The following is a 26,814-nucleotide window of genomic DNA, read 5'->3' on the forward strand; positions in this document are numbered from 1 at the left end:
AAGGCCCGTTTCCGGGCCGGATCGTTATTTATTCAAATCAATACGGACAACGCTATCAGGTCCGCTGGTTGAATGGTCTTTGTTGAACTTCTGCTTCACCGTTACGTACAGCGTCTGTCCGTCAGCAGAGAGCGCGAGGCTGTTTGGATTCGGCGGCAGATCCCAGGCTTGTTTCACGGCGTAGGTGGTGCCATTGAGGCTCAGCACCTTGCCGGTATCGCGTTGGGAGATATAGATTTCGTTGCGTCTGGCGTTGTATTTCACCGACAGGGAATCACCAACATCCAGCTGTTTAATCACGTTGCCGCTGTGGATATCCAGCACCAGAGTCGTTTTCGCTTTTGAGTTGTCGGTGACGAACAGGCGTCCGGTTTCACTGTCTTCAGCGATATTGAGCAGCAGCGCCGGTTTATCGCCCAGCGGTTTCCAGCGCTGTTCGATGCGGTTGTTGCGCGGGTTGATCACCAGGATCTCGCCACCGCCGTTGGCGGCGTACAGCCGGTCGGTTTTTTCCGAGTAGTGCAGGCCAGTCATCCATTTGCCGGTATTTTTGATGCGCGTTTTCAGCTTCAGCGTTTTCGCATCCAGCACCCAGATGATGGCCGGATCGGCCACTGCACCAATGTAAAGGGTGTTATTGTGCAGCAGGATTTGGCGTGCGCCGTAAGGGAAACCTTCAGGATTACGTTCCGGGAACAGCACGCGATTTTTCACTTTGCCATCCGCGACGTTAATGGCGCTGACACCGCCGTCGAGCGAGTTGGTGACGTACAGCGTTTGTCCATCATCGGACATCGCCAGGGCGAAGTTTTTCAGATCGGTATGGCTGGCACCGATCGTTTTCAGGGTGCGCGGATCGAGCTTATAGATCACCCCGCCCTGCACATCTTTGAAGCCTTCGGAGCTGGCGACGTACAGCGCGTCACCTTTCGGGCTTAACGCCACTTCATACAGGCCATCCGCCAGATCGCGTTTTTGTACGTTTTCAGGCTGCGCAGCGGCAGTCGTTTTCGGGCTTTCAGCGGCGGGTTTGATAGCAGAGGTATGTTGGGCCGTACAGCCGCCCAGCGCTACCGTCATCAGCAGCGCCAGCGCAGAGATTTTCATTTTCATCAGGAGAAATCCTTCACCTTCAAAATAAGCAGAAAAGTGGAGGCTACCCCGGATTATGGTTGTGAATTCCGGTATGTCGTGACGCGCGCTCCACCATGTGCCTCAGTGTTTCCCTGTGAAACGAGTTCACTGCGTAGCAGGAAGATCCTTGTCGCGCCTGCGAATAACAAAGAGAATGAGAACTATACTCATTCCCTATGCATTTTCAACTGAATTGTTTCCGGGTTTAACGGGGTGTAATGAAATGCATGAGATAGTGTGAATGGGAGAAACGCAGGCCCGGCGAGGGGAATTCGCCGGGCGGGGAAGAGCTTACTTGCCGCCTTCGGCAATTACCGTCAGCTTGCTGTCAGTCGCCTTCTCTTCCTGGAGAGTTTCATCCAGCAATTTCGCGGCTTCTTTATAGCCCAGCTTGAGAGCCAGCGTTTTCAGCGTCCCGTAGGAGGCAATTTCATAGTGTTCCACTTTTTGTGCCGCACCGATCAGCCCGGCATCGCGTACCTCACCCGCTTCCACGGATTCAATAATTTCCTGCGCTTCTTCAGCCAGACCTTCCAGCGCGTGACACTTCATACGTTTGATGCGCACGCCTTCAGTCACTTCCACCAGTTGATCGATACGCTCAATCTGTCCACGGGTTTCTTCGAGGTGCGCTTCAAACGCGGCGACGAGTTTCGGCGAGGTGGCGGCTCTGGCCATTTTGGGCAGGGCGCGGGTAATTTGCTTCTCGGCGCTGTAAATATCTGATAATTCATGAATGAATAGATCGTTAAGATTTTTGACCGCTGGCATTATTATTACCTCGTCGTTGAATTTTATGATAAAGCGGCGCAGAAGAGATATTCAGGAAAGCGCCGCTTAATAACAAATTACAGTGAATAAATCATTTCAGCATTACCGTTAGCAGACTTCCTGACGTCCTGAATTGATTAATGCGCTGAAGAAAATATCAGGAGGAAGAACGTCCGCCGCTATGGCTATTTTTCCCGCCTTTTTTACCAGCTTCAGAGGCACGCTGGGGATCGTTTTTGAAGTTACCGCCGCTGGCCTGACCGCCTTTGCGCCCCGCTTCCGCTGCACGGTTTTTGTCTGCTGCGAAATTACCGGAACCGCCACGATGCTGAGTCATATCAATCACCTCATTACCTGTTCTGGGTTTAAACATTTGGGCAGCGCCCTTGTAAGCAGATTTAATATTAGTTGCTGCGGTCAGCTTCGCAAGTCCAATAAAACCAAACGAGTCGGAGCAATCTTATATTTTTACCCAGTTTGTAATCTATAGAAATAACGAAGCGGCACAAGGCTAAATATTGCAAAATATATTTTCAGCACTAAGGCGTGCATGATGAATTTACTCAAGAAACCCGCGTTGCCGCTTCGCTACAGGCGGCCTGTCCCGCGACGCTTTTCCGCTGCTGCGCCGGAGGTGCCTGTTGCGAAAAGATCCGCCAAAAAGTAGTAATATTTCAAATGCCTGGTATATTTTGGGTAACTACAGCAAGTTCAGGAAGTTCTTATGAGATTCAAGGGTCTGACCAAAGGTTTTTTTATACTGATACTGATTATTGTCACCTGGGCGTTTTTCGACGTGCTCGCCCCCTACTACTCGGCGATTTTATGGGCGGCGATACTGGCGATCATTTTTCATCCACTTAAAAATATTTTACGCACTAAACTCGGCGACCGAAATATTCTGTCGTCATTCCTTACGCTGGTGATTATATGCCTGATCGTCTTTACACCGCTGACCATTATTCTCTCGTCATTAGCCTTTGAAATAAATCTGGTTTATGGCAAGTTGCAGCAGCATAACACCCAGTTCCCGGTGGTCATTGCCAGTCTGTTTGAACACCTTCCGTCGTGGGCGCGGCATTTTCTTGCCGAGCACGATCTCGATAACGCCACTCAGATCCAGCAAAAACTTTCCGGCGTGGCGCTTAAGGGCGGGCAATATTTAGCGGGCAGCGCGTTCTTAATTGGCAAAGGTACGTTCGGCTTCACCATCAGCTTCGGCATTATGCTGTATCTGCTTTTCTTCCTGCTGAAAGACGGCCCTTACCTGGTTCGCCTGACGCTGGAAGCGCTGCCGCTGTCGAAATATATGAAGCATCACCTGTTCGCTAAATTTGCTGCCGTGTCGCGGGCGACGGTGAAAGGCACGGTGGTAGTGGCGATTGTGCAGGGCGTGCTCGGTGGGCTGGCATTCTATATTGCGGGCATCGACGGCAGCATTCTGTGGGGCGCGCTGATGGCGTTTCTGTCACTGGTTCCGGCGGTCGGTGCGGCAATTATCTGGGTTCCGGCGACCCTCTATTTGTTCGCCACCGGTCAGCTCTGGCAGGGTTTCTTTATGATTGGCTTCTTCGTGGTGATTGTCGGTCTGGCAGACAACATCCTGCGCCCGATTCTGGTCGGTAAAGATACCAAAATGCCGGATTACCTGATCCTTATCACCACGCTTGGCGGGCTGGAAGTTTACGGCATCAACGGCTTTGTGATCGGCCCGTTGATTGCCGCGCTGTTTATCGCCTGCTGGAATCTGCTTTCCGGGCGCGATCATCCGGGTAACGCCGATGAAATCGACGAAATCGTGATTGAAGAAGGGTTAAATCACCCGGACGGGGAAGAAAAATAGTCAGCTAATCAGCCCGGTGCGCCGGGCTTTTTTATGCGCTGACGTTGGCTAAATCAGCCCTTCGCGTGGCGAGGCTCCACCAGCATGAATTCCTCAAAAACCAGTTCCATCTCTTCGCTAAAACAGCCAGCGCGTTCAAAAAATTCCTGATGCGCCTGCCGCCAGTAGCCCAGGCTTTTATCGCCCTCGCCTTCGCGCGCGGCCTGTTCCGGCGACACCTCGTTAAAGCGGATCAGCGTCAGGCGGGTGGTTCTGATCACGCAGGCAGGCTCCCCCCGACCATCCAGCACAATATGAAAATCACCGACCCCAGCCATTCCGTCGGGTAACTGATAAGCCTCATAAGAGGAACAGGACGCGGTTTTATGACCGGCAATGACCAGTTGCGCCAGTTCATCCGCCATTTCAGCGGAATCACCAAACGCCCAAACGTGCGCCTGCGGATAACGTTGTTGGAGTTCTGTCAGAGTGGAGATCACCAGGTAAGTCCTTTTGACGAATTCAGAAGCAAATGACATTAGCACAAATGTGGGGCAGGAATAACGGCTACGTCAGCCTTAAAAAGATAATTAAAACCTTAGATAACAGGTTTGACGTCAGAAAACCGGCGCAGACTGCATCGCTGATGAAACTGACTCAATGCTTCTATATAAGTGAAAAGTGCTGCTTCAGTTGCCTTGATGTTCACAGGACACAGGCAACTGTTTTTTTGAGGAATGATTATAAAAAACCGAACCAGCACCATCCGGTTTTAAATCAACATTTAGCAGATTGAACCAATATTCTACAGATTGCGGTCTCATTGAAACGCAAAACCCCTAATCGTTGGATGTCCAACTTTCAGGGTTCACTTCATGAAGGCAGTTTGTATGAATTGGCTGAAGTAAGATGATTAGGTATTACCTCAGAACAGCCTTTCCAACGCTTTCATGTTCTGTCAACGTCGGGCAAAGTTCCCCGCAGGCGTTTGCGATTTTCTGACAGGCTGATTCCAGCAGGGCATCATCCAGCGCATAAGCCAGACGCAGATACCCCGGTGTACCAAACGCCGTTCCGGGTAGAGTGGCAACATGAGCTTCGGTTAACAGGTAATCGGCAACCGCAATGTCGTCCCTGAGCTGAACACCCGTGGGGGTTGATTTACCGATAAGGCCGGAACAATTTGCGAAGATATAAAACGCGGCCTGCGGTGCCGTAGCGCTTAACCCATCGACCTGGTCTATCATCGCCATCACCCGATCGCGGCGCCTGACGAGGGTAGCCAGCCACTGCGGCAGAAAATCGGCGGGTTGGGTCAGCGCGGCAACACCCGCCGCCTGCGCGAGTGAGCAAGGGTTGGAGGTGCTTTGTGACTGAAGCGTGGTCATTGCGGAAATTAACCATTCAGGCCCGGCGGCATAGCCTAAACGCCAGCCGGTCATGGAAAAACCTTTTGAGAACCCGTTCACCGTCAGGATACGCTCCCGCAGCGCTGGGGCAGCCTGAGCCAGGGTACAGAAAAGTGCGCCGTCGTATCGCAGCGTCTCATAAATATCGTCCGCCAGAATCAGTACCTGTGGTGCGGCCAGTAGTATTTCTGCCAGCGCCTGCAGCTCCTCGCGACTGTACAGCGCACCCGTTGGGTTGGATGGCGAGTTGAGAATAAGCCAGCGGGTACGCGGAGTAATGGCTGCGGCCAGGGATTGCGGTGTGAGTTTCCAGCCTGCTTGTTCCTGAGTTGCCACGATGACGGATTCACCATCCGCCAGTGCCACCATATCGGGATAAGAAACCCAGTAAGGTGCGGGAATAATGGCTTCCAGGCCGCTGCTCAGCGTGGCCTGTAGTGCATTAAAGATCAGTTGCTTAGCTCCCGTGCCGGCAATAACCTCCTGGGCGGTGAAATGCAGGTCGTTGTCGTGGCTGAATTTATTAATAATGGCGGCTTTTAGGGCGACGGTGCCGCCGACCGCAGTGTACTTTGTTTCATCCTGACGGATAGCATCAATACCCGCCTGGCCAATCGCCGCAGGCGTAGCAAAGTCCAGCTCACCGAGGCCAAGACTGATAATGTCGATTCCCTGCTGCTGCAGGGCGCGGACCCGGTCGGCGATAGCGGCCGTCGGCGACGGGCGAACTCGCCGCATACGCGGCGCGAGAAATTGTGCTGACATAGTGCTCTCTTTGGTTAGACGCCGCATGCAATCGAGCGGCGTATTCGTTTGTCTCAGGGGATTCATGCCGGTAGCGTGACGCCGCTGCGCGCATCGGCGGCAAGTCGCAGAAGCTCCGCCTGAGTTTCGGCAATCACCTCGGGGGTGATATCGATCAGCGGTGAACGTACATGTCCGCCGTTAAAGCCGCGCAGATTCATCGCTGCCTTCACCAGTTGCGGCTGGCCATGGCGACGCGCGAGGGCACGGAAGCCGTACCACAGGCGGTGCAACTCTCTGGCGGCGATGGCATCGCCTCGCTCCAGCGCCCGGAAACTGGCCAGTACCAGTTCAGGCAGCGCACCGCTGTTGGTGGTGCTGATCCCATCAAAACCGCACATCATTGGGCCTAAAAACGCCAGATCTGAGGCGCAGAACAGACGCAGACGGCCGGACAACCGATTGGCAATTTGGTCAATAACGGTTGGATTCAGGTCGCCCTGCTTGATGCCCACGACCTCCGGGATATCCGCCAGCTGCTCCAGAAGCACAGGGGGAAGAGTAATGCCAATACCCGGCGCGTTGTAGACCAGAATCCCGGTCTTAGATAACGGTGCCATTTCCCGGAAGAAGCTCACGATTTGCGCGTCGGTGACTTCCGAAACAAAAGGCGGCGTGACCATCGGCAGGCCACCGAGGTCGCCTGCCAGCGCGGTCAGTTCGCGAACTACCCGCGCATCTGAACCTGCGCTACACAGCATCACCGGAACGCGATCGCCGACCACCTGCATCACATGGCGGAAAATTGACGCTCGCTCTTCAGGGTTCAGCGCAGGGAATTCGCCATAGGTTCCGCCAATCAGGATGCCGTCATAGCCGAGGCCAATGACGCGCTCAATATTGGCGGTCAGTCCGGCGTAATCAATCTCACCCTGTGCGGTAAAAGGGGTCACGGTGATATTGAAAATTCCGCGCAGTCTTTCACGGCATTCAATCCTGTCTTTCATCTCTTTCTCTCCTTTACAGGTCACACCACGGCGGCATGACGATGGTTTTGTTTTTCATGACCGACGGCTGCCTGTCGATGGTGCAAATGTGCACAATGAGTGAGCATTATTTGTTCATTCATGTGGCAACGGCTCACAGATGAGCCAACTGGCTAAGCGGGCGAATGACGACACCAGCGGCGGTCAGACGTTCGCGCAGCGCGCGCGCGATGGCCACGCCCTGCGGGTTATCGCCGTGAACGCAAATGGTGTGAACGGGCATCGGGATTTTGACGCCGCTAATGGTACGAATTGCTTGTTCTTCAATCATTTGCAGCGCACGGCTGGCAGCACGTTCGGGGTCGTGAATGATGGCATCCGGGAGATGGCGCGCCAGGGTGAGTCCGTTTTCACCGTAGCTGCGGTCGGCGAACACTTCGCAGGCGACGCGCAGCCCGGCTTTGCGCGCCGCGCGTTCTGTCGCATTACGCGGCGTGGTGACCAGCACGAGTTGGCGGTCCACGGCGAGAATGGCGCTGACGATGGCCTCAGATAAAGCATCGTCGGTGAAGGCCTGGGTAGCCATCGCGCCGTGTAGCTTGACGTGAGTCATTGCGTGGCCGCAGACCCGCGCCACGGTCTGCATGGCACCCAGTTGATACACCACCATTTTGCCGATGTCTGCCGGGCAGTCGCCGATAATGGAGCGCCTGCCGAAGCCCCACAGGTCAAGGAACCCTGGATGGGCACCGACGTCCAGCCCGCGCGCTCTGGCGTGGGCGATGGTGCGGTGCATCACCAGCGCATCCCCGGCGTGAAAACCGCAGGCGACGTTGGCTGAAGTCACCAGATCCAGCATGGCTTCATCGTCGCCAACGCTGAATTGACCAAAACTTTCACCCAGATCTGAATTCAGGTCCACTTCTTGCATGATTGCTCCTCGATACACTTGGTATACCAAATGCATGCAATGAGAATGCCAAAGGGTAAAAGCCATCATGACACCGCAGGCGAATGCGCCGATAAGCGAATGTTTAACCAGGAGAGAGTGAGCAGATGAAACCATCAATTAAAGCAGGCTGTCTGACATTGGGCCTGTTGACCATGAGCTATAGCCTGTCCGCCAGCGCGGATGAGCTCTATTTTGCCAGTTGGGGCGGAGCCTATCAGGACGCGATCCGCGAAGCCTGGCTGAAACCCTTTAATAAAGAAACCGGTATTGATGTCGTGGAAGATACCGATCCGCAGGTCAGCAAACTGAAAGCCATGCAGGATACTAATACCGTGTCATGGGACGTGGTGACGGAAAATAGCTCGCGCCTGGCCCGCGGCATTAAGCTGGGGGTATTTGAAAAGATCACCCCGGAAATGGTGAATCAACAGCATGTGATCCCCGGCGCGCGCAACGATTACGGCGTTCCCTCAGAGATTTTCTCCACCCTGATAGGCTTCTCTGGCAAGGCCTTCCCGGATGGCAAACCGCAGCCGAAAACCTTTGCTGATTTTTGGGATGTGAAGAAATTCCCCGGTAAACGCACCCTGCAGGACGAACCAGCCACAGTTATCGAAGCCGCGCTCATTGCCGACGGTGTCAAGCCGGAAGATGTCTATAAAACGCTCAGTACCCCGGAAGGGGTCGACCGGGCGATGGACCAGATTAAGAAAATCAAACCTTACGTAGCGAAATGGTGGAAGAGCGGCGCGGAACCGGTGCAGGCGCTCTCCAGCGGTGAAGTAGTGATGGCTTTGGGCTGGAACGGTCGCTTCCAGTCGGGCATTGACTCCGGCGTACCGATCAAAATGTCCTGGGATGACTCCGTCGCTCAGGTCGGTTATTTCGCGCTGGTCAAAGGGGCGCACAACCGGGACGCGGCGCTGAAGCTGCTCAACTATATTATTTCGCCGCAGCATCAGGCGGAGTTCAGTAAGTACATCGCCTATGGCCCGACCACCAGTGAGGCGATGCAGTATATCGATAAAGCGCGTCAGGAACGTTTGCCGTCCACCCCGGAACGGTTGCAGCACACCCTGTTTATGGATGCCGGATGGTGGGACAAAAATGGCCCGGCCATCATTGAGCGCTACAACCAGGTGCGGGCGCAATAAAGACGTGCGAAACATAAGTTTATTCAGTGAGTAACTGGATGGACGGGGTATCTCCGACGGTGCCTCGTCCAGAACGGAGTGTGTTATGGTGGCAACGATATTGACCGACAACCTTACCCCATCCCGGCGGATCCGATGGCCCGGGCTGTCCCTCGTGGCGACGCTACCGTTGCTGCTTTTTTTACTGCTGTTTTTTGTCTGGCCGATTGCCGGACTGCTTAAACAAGGTTTCCTGGTGCAGGGGAACTTTAGCCTCGAAAACTATCTCCACCTGTGGGATACCCCTATTTATCGCATTGTGCTGGAAAACACCTTTGTTATCGCGGTGGCGGTGACGGTCGGCTGCATTGTGATGAGCTACCCGCTGGCCTGGCTGATGGCCTCGGTGCGACCGGCGATGGCGAAGCTGCTTTTCTTCGCCGTTCTGCTACCGTTCTGGTCCAGCGCCCTGGTGCGCACCTCGGCGTGGATCGCGCTGCTGCAGCAAAACGGCCCACTTAATAATCTGTTGATGACCCTGCAAATCACTTCGCAGCCGGTGGCATTTCTCTATAACTTTACCGGCGTGCTTATTGGCATGGTTCATGTTCTGATGCCCTTCGTCGTGCTGCCGCTTTACGCCTCATTCCGTTCCCTGGACAGCTCATTGCTGCAGGCGGCGCAAAGTTTAGGCGCAGATTCGCTAAGCGTATTTACCCGCATCATCCTGCCGCTGACGCGTCCTGGCGTTGTTGCTGGCGCGGTCATCGTATTTATGAACGCAGTCGGTTACTACATCACGCCGTCGCTGATGGGCGGACCGGCACAGCGCATGGTTGCGGAGCTTATTTCGCACAATATTACCGACGAGCTGAACTGGGGCATCGCCGCCGCGCTGGCCTGCGTATTGCTGATCACCACGCTGGTCGCGCTATGGCTGTTTAATCGCCTGTTTGGCCTTGATAAGTTGATGGGAGGGTCCAGCGGTAAAGGCAGCCAGTCGGTTGTCGTGACGCAGCGCAGCGGCGGCGGTCGTATCAGCGCAGGTGCAGGCGTGCTGGTGGCGCTATTTCTTATCCTGCCGATTGTTGTCGTCATCCCGATGAGCTTCGGCACCGCCAGCTTCCCTACTTTCCCTCCTGCTGAATACGGCGTGCGCTGGTATGTTAACTTTTTTACCGACCGTAAATGGATGCTGGCGCTGGGCGAGAGCGTGCGGATTGGGCTGATCGTCACCATTCTGTCGATGGTGCTGGGAGCGACCGCCGCGATGGGGATCCATAAACTTCGTTCGCCGCGCAAAAGCTGGTTAGAGACGCTGTTTATCATTCCCATGTCGGTGCCCGCCATTATTACTGCGGTCTCGCTTTATTATCTGTGCGGACCTTTAGGATTAATCAACAATTCGGTGGCGCTGATCCTCGGCCATACCGTTCTGGCCACCCCTTATACCTTTATTACGTTACGTGCGGCGCTCAAAGGATTCGATCCCAGCCTTGAGCTGGCGGCCTATAGCCTCGGAGCCAGTCCCTGGCAGATGTTCCGCCGGGTTATGTTGCCGATTCTGCTCCCCGGCATGATCGGCGGAGCGGTGTTTGCTTTCGTAACCTCATTTGACGACGTTGTGATGTCGCTATTCCTTACCACTATCCGTAATCGAACCCTGCCAAAACTCATGTATGAAGGACTGGCATTCGATTTTGACCCGACGGTGATTTCGGCTTCCTGCGTACTGATCGCGGCGACGGCGGGGATCCTGATTTTGCAGAGCCTGATAAAACGTAATGGAGGCAAACATGCGTCAAATGCAGGGTAAAGATGTCAATCTTAACGCCATTCGCAAAACCTACGGTTCAACGGTAGCGCTGCCGCACATCGATCTTCAGGTGGCACGCGGCGAGTTCTGTACGCTGCTGGGCGCTTCCGGCTCTGGAAAAACGACGCTGCTGAAAGTGATTGCCGGGTTTGAGCGCCCTGATGGCGGCAGCGTACAGATTGCCGGTAAGGACGTGACTCGCGAACCCATTTCTGACCGCAATATCGGCATGGTATTCCAGAACTATGCCCTTTTCCCGCATATGTCGGTATTTGAGAACGTCGCCTTTCCATTGCGTATGCGCCGCCTGGCGAAGGTTGATATTGAACGGCGGGTCGGTGAGGCGCTGGCGCTGGTGAGTCTGGAAACGTTTCGCAAACGCCTGCCCGGAGAGCTCTCTGGCGGTCAGCAACAGCGCGCCGCATTGGCCAGGGCGCTGGTCTTCAATCCGGATATTTTGCTGATGGATGAACCGCTTGGCGCACTGGATAAAAATTTGCGCCAGTCGATTCAGATCCAGATTAAACAACTGCATCAGGAGCTGGGGCTGACGGTGGTGTTTGTCACCCACGATCAGGAAGAAGCGATGAATCTCTCCGATCGGATAATCATTATGGATAAGGGGGAGATTGTTGGTGATGGTTCTCCGCAGACCCTTTATCGTCAGCCAGATAGCCGTTTTGTCGCCGGTTTTCTCGGCGAGTGTAATTTCATCCCCGGCGAGCACGACGGAATGCTGGGCATTCGGCCCGAGCATATGCTGGTTGGCCGCGCCAGCGAGAAGGCGTCCAGGCGCTACAAGGGCAACATTATGATGGCGACCTTTTGCGGCCTGCACTGGAAGTTATTGATTGAGTATCAGGGGCAGATGGTAGTGGCTTACGCGCCGGTCGATCTACCGCCCGAAGAGCGTATTTCCGGTCAGATGATCAGCTTTGGCTTTCAGCCGGAACTGGCGATGTCTTTCAGGGAGTCTGCGTGAACGGCTATCCACGTTTAATCGCCGTGGGCGAACAGGCGCTATTAGTTGAATTCGGCGATAGCATCGACGACCAGTTGAATGCCCGGGTGCTGGCGCTTGCGGCTGCGCTGAACGGTACGACCGGTGTGAGCGAAATTATTCCCACCTATCGCTCTCTGACCGTTGTGTTTGACCCCTTAATGCTCACCTGTAGCGAGCTTTGCGGGCGGGTAACTCTCTTGATGAACCAGCCCCCAGCGATGCATTCAGTGCGCCGCCGCTGGCGTGTGCCGGTGTGCTATGGCGGCGATTATGGCGAAGATTTGTCTGCGCTGGCGCAGGGGCACGGCCTAAGCCAGGAGCAGGTGATTGATTTACACAGTACCGCGCGCTATCGGGTTTACATGGTGGGCTTTATGCCGGGATTCGCCTATCTCGGCGGCCTGCCAGAAATGTTGCATACCCCGCGTCGTGCGTCGCCGCGTGCGATGACGCCCGCTTCCAGTATCAATATCGGCGGCCAGCAGACGGCAATCAGCTCGGTGGCGGGTCCCAGCGGCTGGCACCTTATTGGCCGCACCCCCTGGCGTACATTTGATGCGCTGCGGCAAAGGCCATTTTTGTTTCAGGCCGGGGATGAAGTTTGCTTTATGCCCATCACTGCGCATGAGTTTTCTCGCCTCGACGACGAGTGCCGGGCAGCGGATTGGTACCCAGAGCCGGAGATGGCGTGATGCGCTGGCTGGAAGTGATTTCTCCAGGATTATTGACCACCGTGCAGGATAAGGGACGCTGTGGTTTTGCCCATATGGGCGTACCGGCATCCGGGCCCATGGACATGATTGCGTTTCGATTAGCGAATGCCGTCGTTGGCAACGGACCGGAGTGCGCGGCCCTGGAATTAACGGCGCTGGGTGGGCGATACCGGGTAATGGGGGGTGAATGCATCGTGTGTCTCGGCGGTGCGGTCGAAGCGCAGGCGGAGGGTCGGGTGCTGGAACCCTGGGTCGGTCACCGGCTGGCCCAGGGCAGTGAACTGGTTGTTGGACGCATACAGCGCGGGCTGCGCGCCTATCTCACTTTCGCTGGCGGTATCGCTACGCAACCTGTCCTAGGCAGCCGTGCCACGCTGAGCAGGGCATCGCTGGGCGGCCTGAATGGGCGGGCGCTGGCAAAAGGCGATCGCTTGCCGCTGGCGGAACAAACCGATATCGGACGCCGCCGCTGTTTGCACGCGCATCTGACAACGTTGTACACCAGCGGCCCGCTATCCGTGGTGATGGGGCCGCAGCAGGAGGCCTTCACCGAAGCTTCGCTACTCACGTTTTTACAGGGTCGCTATCGGGTTAGCGCCCATGCGGACCGAATGGGATACCGGATGGTGGGGCCTGCGCTGGCGCATGTGTACGGGGCCGATATGGTTTCCGATGCGGTGGTGCCCGGGAGCATTCAGATTCCCGGTAATGGTCAGCCGATTATTGCGCTGCACGATCGTCAGACCACCGGAGGGTATCCCAAAATCGCCACCTTAATTGGGGCGGATCTGCCGCGCGTTGGGCAACTGAGGCCGGGGCAGAGCGTGGCGTTTCGTGCGGTCACCGTACCGGAAGGCGTTGCACGCTGGCAGCGTTTGCAAAAGGGCATCGCTGCCTGTTTACAGCATATTCAATCAACGGAAGTGAGCTGGCTATGAGTGAAACACAGACTGATGTAGACAATATTTTCCTCAATCCGGGCAGCGAGGATCTCACAGAAGCGACCTATCGGCAGCTACTGGAAATGATCCAGCAGGGACGGATCCCCACCAACATGCCGTTGCAGGAGCGAGCGCTGGCGGCTGCGCTGGGGGTGTCGCGCACGCCGCTGCGTGAAGCCTTCAGCCGTCTGGTCGGCGGCGGCTTCGCCATCCGGGGCGGACGCGGGCAGCTCATCGTGAAAGAGCCCACGCTCCGCGAGTATCTGGAGATCCTGCAACTGCGCATTCTGCTTGAGGGGGAAGCGGCGTTCGCCGCCGCAACCCGTATGCCGACGGTACAGGCGCAATCGGTGATTAGCGCACTGACCGCCCATCGACAGGCGCGGGATTTTTCCGCCTCTGAGAACCATCGTATCGATAACCTGGTTCACCAGACCATTGCTGCCCACTGCGGTAACGCCATGCTTGAGAGCATGATTTTTGATTTACGCATTAAAGCGCGCACCTTTGACCAGAACAGCACCGTCGCTCGCTTCGAGCCCGGCTGCCAGGAGCATATCGCGCTGATGGAACGCATTCACGTCGGTGATGCGTCGGGGGCCAGAGAAGCGATGGTCTTTCATCTGACCCAGGCGCGGGCCGGTATCGTAGCCCGATTTACGGCAATCTGAGTAGGGAAGAAAGGTAATGAGCAAACTGAACGAACAAGCAAACGGCGTATACATTATTTCCGCCACGCCGTTTACTGACCACGGCGAGCTGGATTTAGCCAGCGCGGACAGCCTGATCGACTTCTATCTCGAAAAAGGCGTTAGCGGGATCACCATCCTCGGCATGATGGGCGAGGCGCATAAGCTTACCGAAGAGGAAGCGTTAAGCTTCATGCAACGGGTACTGGCGCGGGTAAACGGACAAGTACCGGTGGTGGTCGGCGTCAGTCATGCTTCCCATCGTCATGTAGAACGTCTGGCGAAAACGGCGATGGATAACGGCGCTGCGGGGGTCATGCTGGCACCGGGCCCGAATCTGGCAACCGACCCGCAGGTGGAAAACTACTATTTAAGCGTGGCGCAATTGCTTGGCAACGAGGTGCCCATTTGTTTACAGGACTTCCCGCAATCGACCAGGGTTCACACCTCCGTTCCGGTCATGCTGCGCTTAATTGAGGCGCTGCCGCAAATCGTGATGCTTAAGCACGAAGATTTGCCGGGAATGCGCAAACTTAGCCAGCTCCGCAGTCAGAGCGAGGCTCTCGGGCTGCGCCGTATCAGCGTGCTGGTGGGTAATGGCGGGCTCTTTTTGCCGCAGGAGCTGGCGCGCGGGGCTGACGGGGCGATGACCGGCTTTGCCTGGCCGGAAATGCTGGTACAGGTGTGCCAGGCCTATGCCGAGGGTAACCCGGGCCACGGCGAAGATATTTTCGATTGCTACCTGCCGTTGCTGCGCCATGAGTTTCAGTACGGCATTGGGCTGGGGCTGCGCAAAGAGGCGCTGCGTCGGCGCGGGGCGATAAAAAGCGCCGCCGTCCGCCAGCCGGGGCCGGTTCTCGACCGCATCGACCTACAGGAACTGAGCGGGCTGATGGCTCGCCTGGAACGTAAACTGGCAGATAAGGGGCTGAACTAATGGATTTTATGATTAGCGGAAAAACGGCGCTGGTGTGCGGTGCGGGAAGCGGCTTAGGTCGCGCTATAGCCCAGGTACTGGCCGCTGAAGGCGTGAAGGTCGCGGTAACCGGGCGCAATAAAGAAAAGCTGGCGGAAACGGTGGCGCTCATTACGCAGGCCGGAGGGGAAGCCCGGGCCTGGCAGCTGGATCTGGCAAATCCGCAGACCTTTGATGTGGTACTTGGCGAGATCCGTCAGCGCTTCGGTACGATCACTATTCTGGTGAATAACTCTGGCGGTCCCGCCCCTTCCACCGCCTCTGGCGTTAATGCGGAGATCTGGCAACAGCAGTTTAGCGCAATGGTCAGTTCGCTGATTCAGTTAACCGATAAGGTGCTTCCCGATATGCATGCGGAGGGATGGGGGCGCATTATTACCAGTACCTCTTCCGGCGTGGTCGCGCCAATTGCCCGGCTGGGGGTGTCCAATACGCTGCGTATGGCGCTGTTGGGCTGGTCGAAAACACTGGCCGCGGAAGTCGCCCCCAGCGGAATTACAGCGAACGTGCTGGTGCCGGGGCGCATTGCCACCGAGCGCGTTGGTCAGCTTGACGCCGCGCGCGCCGGGCGTGAAGGCGTCAGCGTTGAGACGGTACGTAGCAACAGCCAGCAGACGATCCCGGTCGGGCGCTATGGCCGCCCGGATGAGTATGGTGCTGCGGCAGCCTTCCTTGCCAGTCAGCAGGCGTCGTTCATCACCGGCAGCGTGTTGCGGGTTGACGGCGGCATGATCCCCTCTCTTTAACGTGGAGAAGTCGATGAATGAGGCTATACGCAGTAAGGCGCTGGTGATTCGTAACGTGCTGCTGTTTGATGGCGGTGGCGAGCCGCCGGTACCCGCGGATGTGGCGATTGCTGGCGAATATATTACGGCCACAGGCTCACCGGGCTCGCTGGCCGGGGAGCATATCATTGAGGGGCACGGTCTGGCGCTGGCGCCGGGGTTTATTGATGTTCATACCCATGACGACCGGGCGCTGTTAATGCCGGGGATGATGACCGCGAAGCTGTCCCAGGGCGTGACGACGGTGATTACCGGCAACTGCGGCCTGAGCCTGGCCCCTGCACGGATGGCGAACGTTCCCGCGCCACTGGATCTGATAGCGACGCCTGAATGGCTGCGCTTCCCCCATTTTTCCGACTATCTGGCGGAGCTGACCAGTAGCGGTATTGCCGTCAACGCCGCCTGTATGGTGGGGCATACGACGCTGCGGGCCAGCGTGATGGGGGATTCTCTGGACCGTAGCGCCAGTGAGGACGAGTGTTCCCGGATGCGGGATCTGCTTGAAGAGTCTCTTGCCGCCGGTGCGTTTGGTTTCTCGACCGGGACTTTTTATCCGCCCGCACGGGCTGCCACTATTGATGAGATTGTTGCGGTGGCTGAGCCCCTGGCGCGCTATGGGGCATTCTACGCGACCCATATGCGTAACGAGGCTGAAGCAGTGCTGGACTCACTTGATGAAACCTATGAGATTGGTCGTCGGTTGGGGGTGAGAGTATTGATCTCTCACCATAAATTAGCCGGCGTGAAAAACCATGGCCGTTCGTGGGAAACGCTCGCCAGTATTAAGGCCGCCCGCGCTCGCCAGCCGGTATCGCTGGATTGTTACCCCTATAACGCCTCATCCACAACCTTAAACCCGGCATTTATCGCAAGAGCGGCAAAGGTGCTGGTGAGCTGGTCGACGCCGTATCCACAGCTTGCCGGACGGCTGCTGGCGGAGATTGCGGCCGAATGGGACGTTAGCGATGAAGAGGCGGCACAGCGGCTAATGCCCGCCGGGGCTATCTATTTCATGATGGATGAGGACGATGTCCAGCGTATTCTGGCTTTCCCGCCGACGATGATCGGCTCTGACGGCATGCCGCACGATAACCATCCGCACCCGCGCTTATGGAGTACTTTCCCCCGCGTGCTGGGTCATTACAGTCGTGAACTGGCGCTGTTCCCGCTGCACACGGCGGTCAATAAGATGAGCGGCCTTCCCGCTACTGAGCTGGGTATCGACCGTCGCGGGCGGATTGCCGCCGGGTATTATGCCGACATGGTCCTGTTTAACCCGCAGACGGTACAGGACAGCGCCACTTTTGCGCAGCCGTGTACCCGGGCTGAAGGTATTGAGAAGGTATGGGTCAATGGCCACCTGGCCTGGGATGATGGTGAAATTCGCCATCAATCAGCCGGGCAGGTCATTCACCGGTAAACGGGAACAAATTTGGGGGCATCGACTTTATTGAACCCAGGAATGCCCCCAATGATGCCCCCATTATGGTGTGGATTTTAATCGACGTGAGTAGACCCTGAGAGAGTAAAATTTATGGCTACAGAGCGTGTTTACTGGGTTGGAGAGACTTTAGTGGAACTGAAAATGGTACGCCCTACAGGATTCGAACCTGTGACCCACGACTTAGAAGGTCGTTGCTCTATCCAACTGAGCTAAGGGCGCATTGAGGAAGGTGAAACGCGTGGAATTATACGGTCAACGCCTGCTGAGTCAATGGCTTTGCAACCGGATGGTCGGTAAATAAGCGCTTTCACCCCTGCGGTCCGGTGAAAAGTGACGAATATCAAAAACGATACCTGACAGCACGCCGCGCTTCTGACAAAATATAACCATCCCCCTTATGTTTTCTGACAGATGGAATCCTCTCTCTGATGGCAGCAAAGATTATTGATGGTAAAACGATTGCGCAGCAGGTGCGCTCTGAAGTTGCGGAAAAAGTGAAGGCGCGTCTGGCGGCTGGATTTCGCGCTCCGGGGCTTGCCGTGGTGCTGGTCGGCAGCAACCCTGCCTCGCAAATTTACGTTGGCAGCAAGCGCAAAGCGTGTGAAGAGGTCGGATTCATTTCCCGCTCTTATGATTTACCCGCCACCACCAGCGAAGCTGAACTGCTGGAACTGATTGATAAGCTCAATGACGACACCACTATCGACGGCATTCTGGTGCAGCTTCCCCTGCCTGCCGGAATCGATAACGTAAAAGTGCTTGAGCGCATCCGGCCGGATAAAGACGTTGACGGCTTCCATCCCTATAACGTTGGTCGTCTGTGCCAGCGCGCGCCGCGTCTGCGCCCCTGCACCCCGCGCGGGATCGTCACTTTGCTTGAACGTTACAATATTGATACCTACGGTCTGAACGCGGTTGTCATTGGCGCGTCCAATATTGTCGGCCGCCCGATGAGCATGGAACTGCTGCTTGCAGGCTGCACTACCACCGTAACGCACCGCTTTACTCGCAATCTGCGCCATCACGTTGAAAATGCCGATCTGCTGATTGTTGCCGTGGGTAAACCCGGTTTTATTCCCGGCGAATGGATCAAAGAAGGCGCGATTGTTATCGATGTCGGCATTAACCGGCTGGAAAATGGAAAAGTGGTGGGTGACGTGGTGTTTGAAGACGCTGCCGCCCGCGCCTCTTTCATCACCCCGGTTCCGGGCGGCGTGGGGCCAATGACGGTCGCCACGCTTATCGAAAACACGCTCCAGGCGTGCGAAGAATATCATGATATTGAGGGCGCTTAAGATGGCGACATTTTCTTTAGGTAAACATCCCCACGTTGAACTGTGCGATCTGCTGAAGCTGGAAGGCTGGAGCGAAAGCGGCGCGCAGGCGAAAATCTTTATCGCCGAAGGCCAGGTGACGGTGGATGGTCAGGTTGAAACCCGCAAGCGCTGCAAAATCGTGGCCGGTCAGACCGTGGCATTTGATGGACAAAAAATCACCGTTACCGCCTGATCCCCTCCCCCTTTAGCCCTTAGCAATAAGGGCTAATTTTCGATCAACTTCAAAGAATCAGAATTTTGTCTGACCGGCAGTGAAATTTCAGTTGCCAGCAATCCGGCGATCTCCCACGATAAGTAGAACGTTCTACTAAAACGTTATACTTAAAATAAAATAAGACGGCGCGTTACAGTGCCAACACCGGGGGAAGTCAGCATGAGTCTGATATCAGGGTTTGTAAAATCGCTTTCAAAGCTATCGATGATTGGCCGCGCGTTAATGCTGCCGATTTCACTCCTTCCGGCGGCAGGCTTACTGCTGGCGTTCGGGGATAAGTTCCACTTACCGCTAATGATGAACGCGGGCGGGGTTATTTTTGATAACCTGCCGATGCTGTTCGCCATTGGCTCTGCCGTCGGGCTGGCGTCGGAATCTGGTATTGCCGCGCTGTCGGCGGCGGTGTCGGTTTTCGTTACTAACATCACCATCAGCACGATGCTGTCCATCACGCCGGAAATGGCCTCGCAGGGCGGCAAATACGCGATGGTGGTCGGTATTCCAACGCTGCAAATGGGCGTTTTTGGCGGCCTGATCTGCGGTATTCTGGCGGCGTGGTGTTATAACAAATTCCACACCCTGCAACTGCCGGAGTTCCTCGGCTTTTTCTCCGGTAAGCGTTTTGTCGCGATTGCTACCGCGTTTTTGTCATTCATCATGGGTCTGCTGCTTCCTTACGTCTGGCAGCATATTCAGGCCGGGATTGACGCGCTGTCGGTGATTGTTAATGGTGATAACCAGGCAGCCTCGACCTTTATTTTTGGTCTGGTCGAGCGCGCGCTGATCCCACTGGGTCTGCACCACATCTGGTATCCGTCGTTCTGGTACTCGTTCGGCGATTACACCACCCAGGCCGGACAGGTGATCCACGGCGACCAGACTATCTGGTTCAAAATGCTGGAAGAAGGCGTTAAATCGTTCAGCAGCGACAGCTACCAGAACGCTGGCAAGTTTATGCAGGGCGAGTTCCCGCTGATGCTGTTTGCTCTGCCTGCGGCCTGTCTGGCGATGTATCAGGAAGCGCACACCCGCAACAAAAAAATCGCGGCGGGTATTCTGTTCTCGGCGGGCTTAACCTGTTTCCTGACCGGGATCACCGAGCCGGTTGAATTTACCTTTATCTTCGTGGCACCGGTACTGTACGTGTTTAACGCGATCATGGCGGGACTGTCGTATATGTGCATGTATCTTCTCCATGCGCATATCGCAAAATCCTTCTCCGCCGGGCTTATCGACTACATCTCGTTTGGTATACTGCCGTCGTTTAACGGCTACCAGACCAACTTCCTCAACGCGATTATTGTTGGGGTGCCAATGGCGGCGATTTACTATTTCACATTCCGTTTTGTGATCCGCCGCTTCGACGTGAAAACGCCGGGCCGCACCGACATTACCGCTGATGCCAGCGATAAAACCGATGAAGAGCTGGCGACAGAGATTATCGGGCTTATCGGCGGTGCGCAGAATATTCAGTCCGTCGGTGCATGTATTACTCGTCTGCGTCTTGAAGTGGCGAAGGGCGATGCGGTAGATAAAGACGGGCTTAACGGTATCGGCGCGCGCGGCGTGGTATATGTAGGGGACCGGGGCGTGCAGATTATTTTCGGTGCCCGCGCCCAGTTTATCGCACAAACCATGACGACGCAGTTAGGCCGATAGCCCTACACTCGTCACACCGTCTCCCGCCTGCGCGGGAGACACTTTTATTCAGGGAGCGGAATTGAAGAAAGTCAGCATTATTGATGTCGCACGCGAGGCAGGCGTTTCGGTCTCCACCGTGTCGCTGGTCCTGCGTCAAAAGGGAAAGATTTCCAGCGCGACTATCGAGAAAGTTCATCTTGCCATCAATAAGCTGGGCTACATTCACAACGTGGCAGCCGCTAATCTGCGCGCAAATCGCTCTAATCTGATCGGCCTGATCCTGCGTGACTTCAGCGACAGTTACTCCATCAAAGTGATGGCGAGCATTGTTCAGGAGCTGGAAAAACAGGGATATATGGTATTCCTCGGCCAGCCGCTCAATGAGAATGACCATCTTGAACGCTGCCTGCTCTCCTTCAAGCAGCAGGGCGTCGCGGGAGTGATTTATCTCTCGTCCGATACCACTTCCGCCAAACTTCCCGCGCAAATCCGCCACTGTCCGCTGCCGTTAGTCGTCGTCTCACAGTCGCTGCTTGAGGAAGAGTGCAATCTGGTGATGCGCGATAACCGCCAGGCCGCCAGCCTCGCCACCCGCTATCTGATTGAGCGCGGGCACCGCAGCATTGCCTACGTCGGCGGCAAAGAGAATGATTTGATCCGCCAGCAACGGCTGTCAGGCTTTCGCAGCGCCCTGACCCAGAACGGGATGGTGTATCGGGAAGAGTCCAGCGCCGCCTGTAGCGAAGATACCCGCGCGGTCAGCAACGCCACGCGGCATCTGCTGGAAAAAAATAACACCATTACCGCCCTGCTGTGCCATTCCCCGGATGCCATTATCGGCTCCATCAGCGGCATTCATCAGGTGGGGCGCACCATTGGTAAAGATGTGTTCCTGACCCAGCAGGTCGCCCTGCTCGGCTTTGAAGATATGCTGCACGTCAACCTGACCTCGCCGTCGTTTACCTACGTTTCTTCCGCCAGTGAAGAGTCCGGACGTCAGGCCGCCGCGCTGATAATCCGCAAAATCAATCAGCCAGAGTTGCTGAATCAGCGCATTACCCTGTCCGGGCAACTGGTGATACGCGAATCGGCGTGATGGACGGTGTACTGAATAACCGCACGACGTATAACGGAAAGTAATTTTTAAAAGGATTTCCCATTATGCCAACGATTGTCACTCACGCAGCCATCCCGCTCTGCCTCGGCGCAGGGCTGGGGTTACGCATTATTCCGCCGCGCCTGCTGTTTGCGGGCGTAGTCCTCGCCATGCTACCGGATGCGGACGTACTGGCATTTAAGTTTGGCGTCGCCTATGGCAACGCGTTCGGCCATCGCGGATTTACCCATTCGCTGCTGTTTGCTTTTGTGATACCGATTTTGTGCGTGCTGGCGGGCCGACGATGGTTTAAAGCCGGTCTTGTTCGCTGCTGGCTATTTTTGACCGTTTCGCTGCTATCGCACAGCCTGCTGGATTCCGTGACCACCGGCGGGAAAGGTGTCGGCTGGCTGTGGCCGTGGTCGGATGAACGCTTTTTTGCACCGTGGCAGGTGATCAAGGTCGCGCCGTTTGCGCTCTCACGCTACGCCACGCCGTACGGGCAGCAGGTGATTATTTCGGAATTGCTGTGGGTGTGGCTGCCGGGCGCAGTACTGGCGGGATTATTGTGGTGGTGGCGCAGAGGATGATGTAAAAAGGCCCGGCGAAAAGCCGGGCCTGACACATTTATTTCCGTCGCCAGGTCGTACCCTGCGAGCCATCTTCCAGTACGATCCCCATCTCGTTCAGCCGGTCGCGTGCTGCATCCGCCGCCGACCAATCTTTGGCTTTGCGTGCGTCCAGACGCTGCTGGATCAACGCTTCAATCTCCGCCACTTCGCTGTCGTCGGCCTGCGCGCCGCTTTGCAGAAACATTTCCGGCTCCTGCTCCAGCAGCCCCAGAATGTGAGACAGTTTACGCAGGTGCGAGGCCAGGGCGTTTGCCGCCTGCCCTTCTTCCGTTTTCAGGCGGTTAACTTCACGCGCCATATCAAACAGCACCGAGTAGGCTTCCGGGGTGTTGAAGTCATCGTTCATCGCCTCAACAAAACGGGCTTCGAAGGCTTCGCCGCCCGCCGCTGCGACCGACGCATCCGTCCCGCGCAGCGCGGTATACAGACGTTCCAGCGCTGAGCGCGCCTGCTTCAGATTCTCTTCGCTGTAGTTAAGCTGGCTGCGATAGTGACCGGACATCAGGAAGTAGCGCACGGTTTCCGCGTCATAATATTTCAGCACGTCGCGCACGGTAAAAAAGTTGCCCAGCGATTTGGACATCTTTTCGCGGTCAACCATCACCATGCCGGAGTGCATCCAGTAGTTCACATACTCGCCATCATGCGCACAGGTGGACTGGGCGATTTCATTTTCATGGTGCGGGAACATCAGATCCGAACCGCCGCCGTGAATATCAAAATGTGAACCCAACTGCTTGCAGTTCATCGCCGAGCACTCGATGTGCCAGCCCGGACGCCCCTCGCCCCACGGCGAAGACCAGCTCGGCTCGCCCGGTCGGGACATCTTCCACAGCACGAAATCCATCGGGTTACGCTTCACGTCAACGACTTCAACGCGCGCGCCTGCCTGGAGCTGATCCAGATCCTGCCGCGATAGTTTGCCGTAGTCGGCATCAGTTTCTACCGAAAACATCACGTCGCCGTTATCGGCAACATAAGCGTGACCGCGCTGGATCAGGCGTTCGGTAAGTTCAATGATTTCATGGATGTGCTGGGTGGCGCGCGGCTCGCTGTCCGGGCGCAGGATATTCAGCGCATCGAAATCGGTGTGCATCTCTTTCACCATCCGGTCAACCAGCGCCACGAAGTTCTCGCCGTTCTCGTTGGCACGCTTAATGATTTTGTCGTCAATATCGGTGATATTGCGCACATATTTCAGCTTATAGCCGAGAAACCGCAGGTAACGCGCGACAACGTCGAAAGCCACAAAAGTGCGACCATGACCGATATGGCAGAGATCGTAAACGGTGATACCACACACGTACATGCCGACTTCCCCGGCATGAATAGGTTTAAATTCCTCTTTTTGGCGCGTCAGAGTATTAAAAATTTTCAACATCGATGATTCCATGTGGTAGACGTGTGTGGATTGTAAAGTCCGTATAATAACCATAATTTGCAGACGAAGCAGCACACTTTGCGGGATGATCGAACCTCCTGCTTATGCTATAACATGCGCTTATCTGTGACCCGCTGTCGGGTTGAAGTGCCACTATAACGGAACAGGATACAAAAATGGTTACATTCCACACTAATCACGGCGATATCGTAATCAAAACTTTTGACGATAAAGCGCCTGAAACAGTTAAAAACTTCCTGGATTACTGTCGCGAAGGTTTTTATAACAACACCATTTTCCACCGTGTAATCAACGGCTTCATGATTCAGGGCGGCGGTTTTGAACCGGGTATGCGTCAGAAAGAGACCAAAGAAGCGATCAAAAACGAAGCGAACAACGGTCTGAAAAACACCCGTGGTACGCTGGCAATGGCCCGTACTCAGGCACCGCACTCTGCAACCGCACAGTTTTTCATCAACGTCGCCGATAACGACTTCCTGAACTTCTCCGGCGAAAGCCTTCAGGGCTGGGGCTACTGCGTATTTGCTGAAGTCGTTGAAGGTATGGACGTTGTTGAAAAAATCAAAGGCGTGTCTACGGGTCGCAGCGGTATGCATCAGGACGTTCCTAAAGAAGACGTTATCATTACCAGCGTGACCGTCAGCGAATAAGCGTGACGACACTCTTTATTGCAGATCTTCACCTCTGCACGGAAGAACCGGCGATCGTCGCCGGTTTTCTGCGTTTTTTAGCCGAAGAAGCTCGTCAGGCCGACGCGCTGTACATTCTCGGCGATCTCTTTGAAGCCTGGATTGGCGATGACGATCCGGTTGTGCTGCATCGACAAATCGCGGCGGCAATCAACGCGCTGGTTGATTCCGGCGTCCCCTGTTATTTCATTCACGGCAACCGCGATTTTCTGCTCGGTAAACGTTTTGCCCGTGAAAGCGGCATGATCCTGCTGCCGGAAGAGAAAATCCTCGACCTTTACGGACGCCGGGTGCTGATTATGCACGGCGACACCTTGTGCACCGACGACGCCGGGTATCAGGCGTTTCGCGCCAAAGTCCACCAGCCGTGGCTTCAGCGACTGTTTCTCGCGCTTCCGCTTTTTATCCGCCAGCGTATCGCTGCCAGAATGCGGGCGAACAGCAAAGCGGCGAACAGCACGAAATCGCTGGAAATTATGGACGTGAATCCGCAGGCGGTCGTTGATGCGCTCGAAAAACATCATGTGCAATGGCTGATCCATGGTCATACACACCGCCCCGCCGTGCATGAATGCGTGGCAAACGGACAGCCTGCATTCCGCGTGGTGCTGGGCGCGTGGCACAGCGAGGGATCGATGGTGAAAGTCACGCGGGGCGACGTTGAACTGATTCATTTTCCGTTTTAATGCTGACCTGATACTGCCGAATATCCTCCTACGCAACCGTTTTCCTCCCCGGTTTTCCATGCTATTCTCTGTGGCCTTGTCAGTCGTGTGAAGCACACCCACAGGAGTTTTGAGACGCATGTCTTCCCGCAACAATCCGGCACGTATCGCCATCGTGATGGGGTCCAGAAGTGACTGGGCAACCATGCAGTTCGCCGCCGAAATCCTTGATGCCCTGAATGTCCCGCACCACGTCGAAGTCGTCTCCGCACACCGCACCCCCGATAAACTGTTCAGCTTCGCCGAAGGCGCGCAGGACAATGGTTTTCAGGTGATTATTGCCGGTGCGGGCGGGGCGGCGCATCTTCCTGGGATGATCGCCGCTAAAACGCTGGTGCCGGTGTTGGGTGTGCCGGTCCAGAGCGCGGCCTTAAGCGGTGTGGATAGCCTGTATTCCATTGTGCAGATGCCGCGCGGTATTCCGGTTGGCACGTTGGCGATTGGCAAAGCGGGCGCGGCGAATGCAGCGCTGCTGGCAGCGCAAATCCTCGCCCAGCATGATGCTGAACTGCTGGCGCGTCTGGTCGAGTGGCGCAAAGCGCAAACCGACGAGGTGCTGGATAACCCGGACCCGCGAGGTGCGGCATGAAGCAGGTCTGCGTACTGGGCAATGGTCAACTGGGGCGGATGCTGCGCCAGGCCGGTGAGCCGCTGGGCATTGCGGTCTGGCCCATCGGACTGGATGCTGAACCGGAAGCGGTGCCCTTTGCCCAAAGCGTCATTACCGCTGAAATTGAGCGTTGGCCGGAAACGCCCCTGACCCGCGAACTGGCGCGTCATCCCGCCTTCGTCAACCGCGACGTTTTTCCGGTGATCGCCGACCGTCTGACGCAGAAACAGCTATTCGATAAGCTGGGGCTGGCTACCGCACCGTGGCAGTTGCTGGCGAGCGCAGACGAGTGGCCTGCGGTGTTTGAACGTCTCGGCGATCTGGCGATCGTCAAGCGCCGGGTGGGAGGCTACGACGGACGCGGGCAGTGGCGCTTGCGCGCGGCGGATACCGCACAGCTTCCGCAGGACTGCTACGGCGAATGTATTGTTGAGCAGGGAATTAACTTCAGCGGTGAAGTATCGCTGGTGGGTGCGCGCGCGCAGGATGGCAGCACGGTGTTTTATCCGCTGACGCATAACCTGCATCAGGACGGGATTTTGCGCACCAGCGTGGCCTTCCCGCAGGCGAATGCCAACCAGCAGGCGCAGGCCGAAACCATGCTTTCGACCATTCTGCACGAACTGAATTATGTCGGCGTGATGGCGATGGAATGTTTTATCACGCCAGGCGGGTTGCTGATAAACGAACTGGCTCCGCGCGTGCATAACAGCGGTCACTGGACGCAAAACGGCGCGTCGATCAGCCAGTTTGAACTGCACCTGCGGGCGATCGTCGGGCTGCCGTTGCCGCAGCCGGTGGTGGACAGCCCGTCGGTAATGGTGAATTTGATCGGCACCGATCTTAACTATGACTGGCTCAAGCTGCCGCTGATCCACCTGCACTGGTATGACAAAGAGGTGCGCGCCGGGCGCAAAGTGGGGCATCTTAATCTGACCGACAGCGACAGGGATCGCCTGAGCGCGACGCTGGAAGCGCTGACCCCGCTGCTGCCACCGGAGTACGCCAGCGGTATTGCCTGGGCGCAGGGTAAGTTAGGGTAATGTGGTCTTTTTATTCTGAGGAAAAGAGGGAATTCCATTCCCGGACTCCCCTCTCCCCTGCCCTCTCCCAAAGGGAGAGGGAGTAGTGCGTACCACGGTTAAAGTTG

Annotated in this window: 27 protein-coding genes and 1 tRNA gene; 19 read left to right on the forward strand and 9 right to left on the reverse strand. The window is 56.0% G+C overall.

Features of this window, described 5'->3' with window-relative positions:
* Nucleotides 1-24 precede the first annotated feature (24 nt).
* The 3 genes from RT197_RS10085 to RT197_RS10095 all read right to left on the reverse strand — a co-directional run bounded on the left by RT197_RS10085 (nucleotide 25) and on the right by RT197_RS10095 (nucleotide 2,242).
* Nucleotides 25-1,113 carry a YncE family protein gene (locus RT197_RS10085; protein WP_312949925.1) on the reverse strand — a complete coding sequence of 363 codons (1,089 nt, stop codon included), beginning with the start codon at nucleotides 1,111-1,113 and terminating at the stop codon, nucleotides 25-27.
* A 312-nt stretch (nucleotides 1,114-1,425) separates the two neighbouring features.
* A complete protein-coding gene (locus RT197_RS10090; RefSeq protein ID WP_312949927.1) occupies nucleotides 1,426-1,905 on the reverse strand; it encodes a ferritin-like domain-containing protein in 480 nt (159 codons plus the stop codon).
* Nucleotides 1,906-2,062: 157 nt separating this feature from the next.
* Nucleotides 2,063-2,242: a general stress protein gene (locus tag RT197_RS10095; protein ID WP_312949930.1), complete on the reverse strand. Its 180-nt coding sequence runs from the start codon at nucleotides 2,240-2,242 to the stop codon at nucleotides 2,063-2,065.
* A 387-nt stretch (nucleotides 2,243-2,629) separates the two neighbouring features.
* Here RT197_RS10095 and RT197_RS10100 point away from each other — a divergent pair, with 387 nt between their 5' ends.
* Nucleotides 2,630-3,748, forward strand: coding sequence for an AI-2E family transporter (locus RT197_RS10100; protein ID WP_312949933.1), 1,119 nt, complete (start codon nucleotides 2,630-2,632; stop codon nucleotides 3,746-3,748).
* 53 nt (nucleotides 3,749-3,801) lie between these two features.
* On the opposite strand, the gene RT197_RS10105 is transcribed toward RT197_RS10100, so the two are convergent.
* The 4 genes from RT197_RS10105 to RT197_RS10120 all read right to left on the reverse strand — a co-directional run bounded on the left by RT197_RS10105 (nucleotide 3,802) and on the right by RT197_RS10120 (nucleotide 7,797).
* Nucleotides 3,802-4,227, reverse strand: coding sequence for an ASCH domain-containing protein (locus RT197_RS10105; protein WP_312949935.1), 426 nt, complete (start codon nucleotides 4,225-4,227; stop codon nucleotides 3,802-3,804).
* A gap of 420 nt (nucleotides 4,228-4,647) precedes the next feature.
* Nucleotides 4,648-5,901 (reverse strand): pyridoxal phosphate-dependent aminotransferase, encoded by a 1,254-nt coding sequence (locus tag RT197_RS10110; protein WP_312949937.1) that lies wholly within the window; start codon nucleotides 5,899-5,901, stop codon nucleotides 4,648-4,650.
* Nucleotides 5,902-5,963: 62 nt separating this feature from the next.
* Complete coding sequence (locus RT197_RS10115; protein ID WP_312949939.1) at nucleotides 5,964-6,887, reverse strand: dihydrodipicolinate synthase family protein; 924 nt, start codon at nucleotides 6,885-6,887, stop codon at nucleotides 5,964-5,966.
* A 133-nt stretch (nucleotides 6,888-7,020) separates the two neighbouring features.
* Nucleotides 7,021-7,797 (reverse strand): 5-oxoprolinase subunit PxpA, encoded by a 777-nt coding sequence (locus RT197_RS10120; protein WP_312949942.1) that lies wholly within the window; start codon nucleotides 7,795-7,797, stop codon nucleotides 7,021-7,023.
* Nucleotides 7,798-7,922: 125 nt separating this feature from the next.
* Here RT197_RS10120 and RT197_RS10125 point away from each other — a divergent pair, with 125 nt between their 5' ends.
* From RT197_RS10125 to RT197_RS10165, 9 genes are all read left to right on the forward strand, one after another.
* On the forward strand, nucleotides 7,923-8,972 hold the full coding sequence (locus RT197_RS10125; RefSeq protein ID WP_312949944.1) for an ABC transporter substrate-binding protein: 1,050 nt from the start codon (nucleotides 7,923-7,925) through the stop codon (nucleotides 8,970-8,972).
* A gap of 85 nt (nucleotides 8,973-9,057) precedes the next feature.
* Nucleotides 9,058-10,767 (forward strand): ABC transporter permease subunit, encoded by a 1,710-nt coding sequence (locus tag RT197_RS10130; RefSeq protein ID WP_312949946.1) that lies wholly within the window; start codon nucleotides 9,058-9,060, stop codon nucleotides 10,765-10,767.
* Nucleotides 10,748-11,749 (forward strand): ABC transporter ATP-binding protein, encoded by a 1,002-nt coding sequence (locus RT197_RS10135; protein ID WP_312949949.1) that lies wholly within the window; start codon nucleotides 10,748-10,750, stop codon nucleotides 11,747-11,749. The genes RT197_RS10130 and RT197_RS10135 overlap by 20 nt, the downstream gene beginning before the upstream one ends.
* Entirely contained in the window at nucleotides 11,746-12,462 is a 717-nt protein-coding gene (gene pxpB, locus RT197_RS10140; protein WP_312949952.1) for a 5-oxoprolinase subunit PxpB, read from the forward strand. The genes RT197_RS10135 and pxpB overlap by 4 nt, the downstream gene beginning before the upstream one ends.
* Entirely contained in the window at nucleotides 12,462-13,421 is a 960-nt protein-coding gene (locus tag RT197_RS10145) for a biotin-dependent carboxyltransferase family protein (RefSeq protein WP_312950460.1), read from the forward strand. The genes pxpB and RT197_RS10145 overlap by 1 nt, the downstream gene beginning before the upstream one ends.
* Nucleotides 13,418-14,095: a GntR family transcriptional regulator gene (locus RT197_RS10150; RefSeq protein WP_312949954.1), complete on the forward strand. Its 678-nt coding sequence runs from the start codon at nucleotides 13,418-13,420 to the stop codon at nucleotides 14,093-14,095. Before RT197_RS10145 ends, RT197_RS10150 begins: the two co-directional genes overlap by 4 nt.
* 16 nt (nucleotides 14,096-14,111) lie before the next feature.
* Nucleotides 14,112-15,050 (forward strand): dihydrodipicolinate synthase family protein, encoded by a 939-nt coding sequence (locus tag RT197_RS10155; protein ID WP_312949955.1) that lies wholly within the window; start codon nucleotides 14,112-14,114, stop codon nucleotides 15,048-15,050.
* A complete protein-coding gene (locus RT197_RS10160) occupies nucleotides 15,050-15,835 on the forward strand; it encodes an SDR family oxidoreductase (protein ID WP_312949957.1) in 786 nt (261 codons plus the stop codon). The genes RT197_RS10155 and RT197_RS10160 overlap by 1 nt, the downstream gene beginning before the upstream one ends.
* A gap of 13 nt (nucleotides 15,836-15,848) precedes the next feature.
* A complete protein-coding gene (locus RT197_RS10165; protein WP_312949959.1) occupies nucleotides 15,849-17,294 on the forward strand; it encodes a D-aminoacylase in 1,446 nt (481 codons plus the stop codon).
* A 166-nt stretch (nucleotides 17,295-17,460) separates the two neighbouring features.
* Here the strand turns inward: RT197_RS10165 and RT197_RS10170 are convergent.
* A tRNA-Arg gene (locus tag RT197_RS10170) sits at nucleotides 17,461-17,537 on the reverse strand.
* A gap of 209 nt (nucleotides 17,538-17,746) precedes the next feature.
* Between RT197_RS10170 and folD the strand changes: the two genes are divergently transcribed.
* From folD to RT197_RS10195, 5 genes are all read left to right on the forward strand, one after another.
* Complete coding sequence (gene folD / locus RT197_RS10175; protein ID WP_312949961.1) at nucleotides 17,747-18,613, forward strand: bifunctional methylenetetrahydrofolate dehydrogenase/methenyltetrahydrofolate cyclohydrolase FolD; 867 nt, start codon at nucleotides 17,747-17,749, stop codon at nucleotides 18,611-18,613.
* 1 nt (nucleotide 18,614) lies between these two features.
* The gene (ybcJ, locus tag RT197_RS10180) at nucleotides 18,615-18,827 is read left to right on the forward strand and encodes a ribosome-associated protein YbcJ (protein ID WP_312949963.1); all 213 of its coding nucleotides are present in this window, start codon (nucleotides 18,615-18,617) and stop codon (nucleotides 18,825-18,827) included.
* A gap of 201 nt (nucleotides 18,828-19,028) precedes the next feature.
* A complete protein-coding gene (locus RT197_RS10185) occupies nucleotides 19,029-20,528 on the forward strand; it encodes a PTS transporter subunit EIIC (protein ID WP_312949966.1) in 1,500 nt (499 codons plus the stop codon).
* 61 nt (nucleotides 20,529-20,589) lie between these two features.
* On the forward strand, nucleotides 20,590-21,606 hold the full coding sequence (malI, locus tag RT197_RS10190) for a Mal regulon transcriptional regulator MalI (protein ID WP_312949968.1): 1,017 nt from the start codon (nucleotides 20,590-20,592) through the stop codon (nucleotides 21,604-21,606).
* A gap of 65 nt (nucleotides 21,607-21,671) precedes the next feature.
* The gene (locus RT197_RS10195) at nucleotides 21,672-22,196 is read left to right on the forward strand and encodes a metal-dependent hydrolase (protein WP_312949970.1); all 525 of its coding nucleotides are present in this window, start codon (nucleotides 21,672-21,674) and stop codon (nucleotides 22,194-22,196) included.
* Between the two features lie 37 nt (nucleotides 22,197-22,233).
* Here the strand turns inward: RT197_RS10195 and cysS are convergent, their stop codons facing one another.
* Nucleotides 22,234-23,619 (reverse strand): cysteine--tRNA ligase, encoded by a 1,386-nt coding sequence (cysS, locus tag RT197_RS10200; protein WP_312949972.1) that lies wholly within the window; start codon nucleotides 23,617-23,619, stop codon nucleotides 22,234-22,236.
* Nucleotides 23,620-23,795: 176 nt separating this feature from the next.
* Between cysS and ppiB the strand changes: the two genes are divergently transcribed.
* The 4 genes from ppiB to purK all read left to right on the forward strand — a co-directional run bounded on the left by ppiB (nucleotide 23,796) and on the right by purK (nucleotide 26,707).
* Nucleotides 23,796-24,290 carry a peptidylprolyl isomerase B gene (ppiB, locus tag RT197_RS10205; RefSeq protein ID WP_312949974.1) on the forward strand — a complete coding sequence of 165 codons (495 nt, stop codon included), beginning with the start codon at nucleotides 23,796-23,798 and terminating at the stop codon, nucleotides 24,288-24,290.
* Nucleotides 24,291-24,292: 2 nt separating this feature from the next.
* Complete coding sequence (gene lpxH, locus RT197_RS10210) at nucleotides 24,293-25,015, forward strand: UDP-2,3-diacylglucosamine diphosphatase (RefSeq protein ID WP_312949975.1); 723 nt, start codon at nucleotides 24,293-24,295, stop codon at nucleotides 25,013-25,015.
* A 118-nt stretch (nucleotides 25,016-25,133) separates the two neighbouring features.
* The gene (gene purE, locus RT197_RS10215; RefSeq protein ID WP_312949978.1) at nucleotides 25,134-25,643 is read left to right on the forward strand and encodes a 5-(carboxyamino)imidazole ribonucleotide mutase; all 510 of its coding nucleotides are present in this window, start codon (nucleotides 25,134-25,136) and stop codon (nucleotides 25,641-25,643) included.
* Nucleotides 25,640-26,707 (forward strand): 5-(carboxyamino)imidazole ribonucleotide synthase, encoded by a 1,068-nt coding sequence (gene purK, locus RT197_RS10220; RefSeq protein WP_312949981.1) that lies wholly within the window; start codon nucleotides 25,640-25,642, stop codon nucleotides 26,705-26,707. Before purE ends, purK begins: the two co-directional genes overlap by 4 nt.
* The last annotated feature ends 107 nt before the right edge of the window (nucleotides 26,708-26,814 follow it).

This window comes from Superficieibacter sp. (assembly GCF_032071645.1).
Lineage (GTDB): Bacteria > Pseudomonadota > Gammaproteobacteria > Enterobacterales > Enterobacteriaceae > Superficieibacter.